The sequence below is a fragment of the Wolbachia endosymbiont of Pentidionis agamae genome (assembly GCF_036711655.1).
Lineage (GTDB): Bacteria > Pseudomonadota > Alphaproteobacteria > Rickettsiales > Anaplasmataceae > JAZHPY01.
Map to the genome: position 1 here is coordinate 1 of NZ_JAZHPY010000068.1, position 5,653 is coordinate 5,653.

Below are 5,653 nucleotides of genomic sequence, written 5' to 3' on the forward strand. Positions count from 1 at the left end.
AAAACTTACCATATCAATTGGAGAACTCTCTGCAGAAGTAGCAGGTGAAACCTCTCTACTTGGTGCTAAAGGCATGTTTTGAAACGAAAAACTAAGTGGTTGAAGATTAGGCATTTTTGTTTTACTAGAAGAAAACTTTTGACTATTTTTACGAGAAAGATATGGAGAACAACTACCAGAGGTAGAATGTGATGACGTACTACTGCTACTTGATGTACGTTGAATTCCTCTATGTTGACTAAAATCACCAAGAGTACTACCTTCTGCAGGTGAAGGATCTCTAGCAACAGCACCTCCTCTAAAAGATGACGACCTCTCTGGTACTTGAGGTTTAAGCTTTTCTTTTTCAGCAGCAAGCCTGCGGTCTCTTGCATAGTCAGTCTCTGGGAAATAAAACCTTTCATCTTTAGAATGAACAATATTTTTTGCCATATAATCAACTAATGCAAACAGTACTCCAGGTTCAGTTAAATCAATTGCATATATTGGGCCCTTTTCACCTAATTGCCTACTATAATCCTTTACTAGACGTCTATCGCCTAATGTAAAATTATTAATAAAACGCTTAAACTCTTGACTATTATAATCACAATCAAGAATCATTAATTTTGATTTTGAAGGCTCGCCATAATGACCTGTACAAATAATTTCTTTTAATCCCACTCCATATCGTTGTTTAACTATCTCACAAAATGATAAAACAAAATTTTTAAAACCCTGTCCCGCTCTATGATCTGTAACAGCTCTGATGCAATAGTCATATATTTTTTCTTGTACCTCTCTACTACTATCTAAAGGTTTTATAAATAATGAAAGCTTATCTTCTTGCCAATAGTCGCATAAATCCAGTTTTAAGTTACGAAGTAAGAATAATTTATACTCTACTGCTTGCTCGTCTTCATCAATAGCAATACCAGAAACAAACTTACTTTTATAATACTCTTCAAATTGTGGAAGTGCATCATAGAAAAAAGATAGTATTCTTCCTAAACCTATTGTTTTACCAGTGACATCATAAAAAGCTTTTGAGAGAAGATACGAAACAACTCTAGACTCTAAACACTCTAAAGTATCGTAAGATAACGGAAGTTCATAGCACTTTATATTTTCATCTCTTTTTATTTTTCTTTTATCAAATTCAATTTTTTTATACTCATTCTCAAACTTTCTCTTTGTATAATGAAATAGATAATTGAGTTCTGTTAAACACTCTGCATCACTCAATGATGAATCTAGTTTAATCCTTAAGTTATCATTTGATATACTGCAAACAGGGCGCCCCCTGCTTATAAAAGAAAAAAAGTTACATAAGTTAACACAATATATGAATTTTGATTGATCTATTGTCATAAACTTACCTCGTCCACTCTCTTAAATCGCGAACATTTTTTGTCACACCAGGGATGATACGAGAACCCTCTCTAAGTCTATCTAAATCAGGGCGGCCTGATTCTTCTTGTTTAGATGTGCTCTGCTGAGATGTTGATTGCTGAGCTGAAGCTCCTTGCATTGAAGTACTTGGCTTTTCTTGTTGATCTTTTGGCATAATAACCTCCTTAAATATTTATAACTCTTATTTACTGCGAGATGACTGCTGCGTTTGAACTGAAATACCATCTAATTTAGAATTAGGATCTTTAGAAGCTGCATGTGATTTTGTATTATCATAATTCCATTCTTTTTTTCCTTTATCCAATTCCAATTTAAAACAGGTATTAGAAAAATTAACCTTTGGTGGAGCTTTTTTCTTCTGCTCCTCAGGTTTTGGAACTTCCACAGACTTCTTACTCTCAGCACTTTCACCTCTCTTTACCTCACTTACTTGTGTTTTTACCTCTGATCCAGGTAGTTTTGGTGGATTACCAGGATGAAATGGTTTTTCTAGATTTAAACGTTTTTCATTACCTCCTAAATTTTGTTCTGGCTTACCCATTTTAACATCATTAACAAACACTGTATTTATGACTGACAAAACTAGATTTACCGTAAATTTTTCATTAAATATACCTTCCATGGTATCTCTGGTTGCATTTTGTAAGAGATTCAGTCTACTGTCAACACTTTTTTCTGTTTCTAAAGAATTTTTTTGATTTTCTAAAGTTTTTACATTAATACCAACCGCATCACACAAAAACCCAATTAATAAAGTAATAAAGCCTACTTGATTTCTAATTAAACCCATTTTCATCTCTTGCAAAAGCGTTAATTCTTCTACCAATGCTTTTATTTCACTTTCACTTACTCCTAACTCTCTTAATCTAATTAATTTTTCCTGTAAGTCTTTGATTCTCTTTTCAAGTCTTTCAAGAAAAGAAAGTTCTTTTTCTCCTTTATCTTTTATAGAAAGATTTTTGAGCGATTTTAATAACTTTTTTAACAACGATAAAAGCCAATTTCTTTTTTTCTGCTTCTTTTGTTTGAATAAAACATATTCATCTTCTTCTTCAGAAATCTCCTCGTAATCCAAACCAATTGACTCAGATAAATCACGAATCCAATCAAAAATTTTAGACTTAGAATGTTCATCATCAAATAATGAATCATCTTTACCTTCAACCGATATATCTTCATCAAAATCAAAAGCTTTGGAATTTTCTTGTTCTTTAAAAACTTCCTCTTGCTTTGCTTGAGAGTTTGCTTTTTCTTCTAACTTTATTCTTTCTTCATTTGCTTTTCGATGTTCTTCTAGTACCTTTTTCTGGTCACGAGCATTATTGTCATCATTATTATCTACTTTTATTCTCTGATTGATTAATATTTCATCGTCAAGGATTTTATTACCATTTTTATTATTTTGAGCCATTCAAATTAATCTCTCCTTTGTTTTTCTAAAATCTGTAATCAACATATACTATACATAGTATTTGATGAATGTTAAATCTATATTAAAATTATGTACTATAACAACGAAGTTATACACAACGTACTTAAATTGTACAGTAAAAATTATTAAAGTTAATTTTCTTTATGCAATATATCAAATAATTGTTTCTGCTTCTTCAAACTCTAAATTATCCGCATGCTCTAGCATCTTGTTCCTTAAATCTTCTTTATTGAAATTTCATACTAAAATTTTACATTCTAACTAAATAAAAAAACTATAAAAGTAGTATTGGATCTTATACAGAAACTGTATTCTTATTACTATTTTGTCCATAAGACTCTACTTTAGGGTACTTAACTTCATATGAAGGTGAAGTAATGATTGCTGCTATAGCAAGTCCTGTTCCTATTGTACACAATGCTCCTACTATTGCTAAAGATAAGGTTGAATTTAGTATATCCTTCGTGAATAAACAATATAGAAGTGATGCAGTAAAACAGGATATTGCAACAAGAGCATAGACAATTTTAGTCGTATCAGACCTATTATCTGTATAGCTTAGTCGTATAATATCGTTATCAGTAGACTTTATTTCCTCTTTAGAATAACTATGGTTATCAACATTACTTATTCTACTAGAATCTGTGTGTTGTGCTGCTCCTAAAATAGTAGATATTGAGAGAGTATTATGAAGTTTTTTTTTCATCATTTTTTAGATACTTAGAAGGTTTTCTTCTACTCGGTGCTCCTTTGTTTCTTCCTTTTGTGGAGCACTTTAATGGCTCATGAAATTCTGTTAATAACTCTAGATTTGTACTCGAAATAGAGTTTGAGGTTTCTTCATACGATGACACATTACCAATAGATGCAATATTTGCAAGACTTCTACAGTTTGAATCATATGAATTTCCTGTAATTGAAATATTTCTCTCTTGATGAGGTTGAGATAATACTTCACTGTCATTACCTGATATAGTACCATTTAATCTGTAATCAAAACTCTCTAATTTCTGCTTTTGTCTAACTGTTACCTGTAACTTACCTTTAACAAGGGGATTACTCAATTTGGATTTTTGTATTCTGCTTTCTCCCGTATCATTATACTCCCTATGATTAGTAAATGGACTAGTTTTCCATGCTGGACGTGTGTTACTTTCTTCCTTTTTATTATCTTGTAATATGTATGATGCATTTTGTTCAATTATGTGTGCAGAGTTTTGAATTACTGACCCTTGTGATAAATTGCTACTAACACTTGCCCCTGTAGAATTCTCGACACTATCATTAATTTGTCTATATGTTCCTGATGTATTTGCACAAGAAGATGCAACTTCATGTTTTGCTTTCTTCTTTTTTTTAAAAAATTTCATAATTCTTTCACCTATTTTTATAAAAACCTAATTAATCAGATCATCTTAATATTAATTTCTTATTAAGGCAGTTGTCTTTATATACTATTTCTCATAGTGAATTAATAATAATATTTATATACCAATAGTCTAAAATATCTGTATAATAATCTTAACAAGTAGGGAATTTGCCAGTGCAAATCTGCAAAAAAAATTATGATTCCGTTTTAATCCTAGAAAGCGGCAAATGTTTTTTGGGCAAAGGAATAGGTAAGAAAGGAAAATCTATTGGGGAAGTCTGCTTTACTACAAGCATAACAGGTTACCAACATACCATCACAGATCCATCTTTTGCAGATCAGATTATTACATTTACCTTCCCTCATATTGGCAATGTCGGAATAAATCATAGCGATTACGAGAGAAAAAAGATTTTTGCAATTGGAATAGTAGTAAAAGAACTGTCTTGTGGTTCTCATCCTTCTTCTTACACAGAAATAAATGATTGGCTAGAAGAAAATAGCATTGTAGGCATATCTGGAATTGATACTAGAGCTTTAACTAAATACCTTAGAGAGAATGGTCCTCAAAAAGGAATGATGTGTTCAGCTGGTGTAGATCTAGAACAAGCATTAAAAGAGTTAAATGAGCATAAAGTACAAGAGGATATAAAAATCACTAATAAAGTAAGTTTAAATAGTTTCGCAGATACAAATAATGACACACCTAAATATAGAGTAGTAATTGTTGATTTCGGTGTAAAAGCTAGTATAACAAAGCAGTTAATAGCACTCAGTTGCTCTATCAATATAATTAAGCCTGATAAAAATCTTGTAGAGAATATACTGAGGATGAGTCCAGATGGAATAGTGCTTTCAAACGGTCCAGGTGATCCAAAGCTGATAAGTAATTATATATTTACTGAATTGGATGGATTAGTGAAATTGAAAATACCTATTTTTGGTATATGTTTAGGTCATCAGTTGCTTGCAATAGCTCTAGGTGGAAAAACAGTAAAAATGAATAATGGGCACAGAGGAAGCAATCATCCAGTTTATAATATAATAAATAAAAAGATGGAAATAACTAGCCAAAACCACGGATTTGTTGTTGATCATACTTCTTTACCAAGAAATGTGGAAGTTACACATGTTTCTTTGTTTGATAATACAGTAGAAGGTATGGCAGTGAAAGGTTTACCTATTTTCTCTGTTCAATACCACCCAGAAGGAGGGCCAGGGACACACGATTCACATTATTTATTTGAACTCTTTATTAATAACGTTAAATTATACCAATCCAAGTGATTATCAGCATAATAAAGTCCCTACTTATACTACCCGCAGTGTTTCTAATACTAGTTACTGGCATTTATCTATCAATAAAACTCAAGTGGTTACAAATATTTAAACTTCCTAAAGCATTGTCTTTAATTATAGCTAAGAAAAAAAATTCTAGTAGATTTGCTTCTATAGTAGCA

The 5,653-nt window shown here is 31.4% G+C and carries 6 protein-coding genes; 1 reads left to right on the forward strand and 5 read right to left on the reverse strand.

Annotated elements, in window-relative coordinates:
* The 5 genes from V6U76_RS04190 to V6U76_RS04210 all read right to left on the reverse strand — a co-directional run.
* The coding region (locus V6U76_RS04190) for a hypothetical protein (RefSeq protein WP_333023794.1) at positions 1–1,350 on the reverse strand (1,350 nt) is incomplete at its 3' end.
* Between the two features lie 4 nt (positions 1,351–1,354).
* Positions 1,355–1,546, reverse strand: coding sequence for a hypothetical protein (locus V6U76_RS04195; RefSeq protein WP_333023795.1), 192 nt, complete (start codon positions 1,544–1,546; stop codon positions 1,355–1,357).
* 27 nt (positions 1,547–1,573) lie between these two features.
* Positions 1,574–2,803 carry a hypothetical protein gene (locus V6U76_RS04200; protein WP_333023796.1) on the reverse strand — a complete coding sequence of 410 codons (1,230 nt, stop codon included), beginning with the start codon at positions 2,801–2,803 and terminating at the stop codon, positions 1,574–1,576.
* 316 nt (positions 2,804–3,119) lie between these two features.
* Positions 3,120–3,530, reverse strand: a complete 411-nt coding sequence (locus V6U76_RS04205) for a hypothetical protein (RefSeq protein WP_333023798.1) — start codon at positions 3,528–3,530, stop codon at positions 3,120–3,122.
* Positions 3,511–4,194, reverse strand: coding sequence for a hypothetical protein (locus V6U76_RS04210; RefSeq protein WP_333023799.1), 684 nt, complete (start codon positions 4,192–4,194; stop codon positions 3,511–3,513). The genes V6U76_RS04205 and V6U76_RS04210 overlap by 20 nt, the downstream gene beginning before the upstream one ends.
* 179 nt (positions 4,195–4,373) lie before the next feature.
* On the opposite strand from V6U76_RS04210, the gene carA reads away from it, so the two are divergent.
* On the forward strand, positions 4,374–5,480 hold the full coding sequence (gene carA, locus V6U76_RS04215) for a glutamine-hydrolyzing carbamoyl-phosphate synthase small subunit (RefSeq protein ID WP_333023800.1): 1,107 nt from the start codon (positions 4,374–4,376) through the stop codon (positions 5,478–5,480).
* The last annotated feature ends 173 nt before the right edge of the window (positions 5,481–5,653 follow it).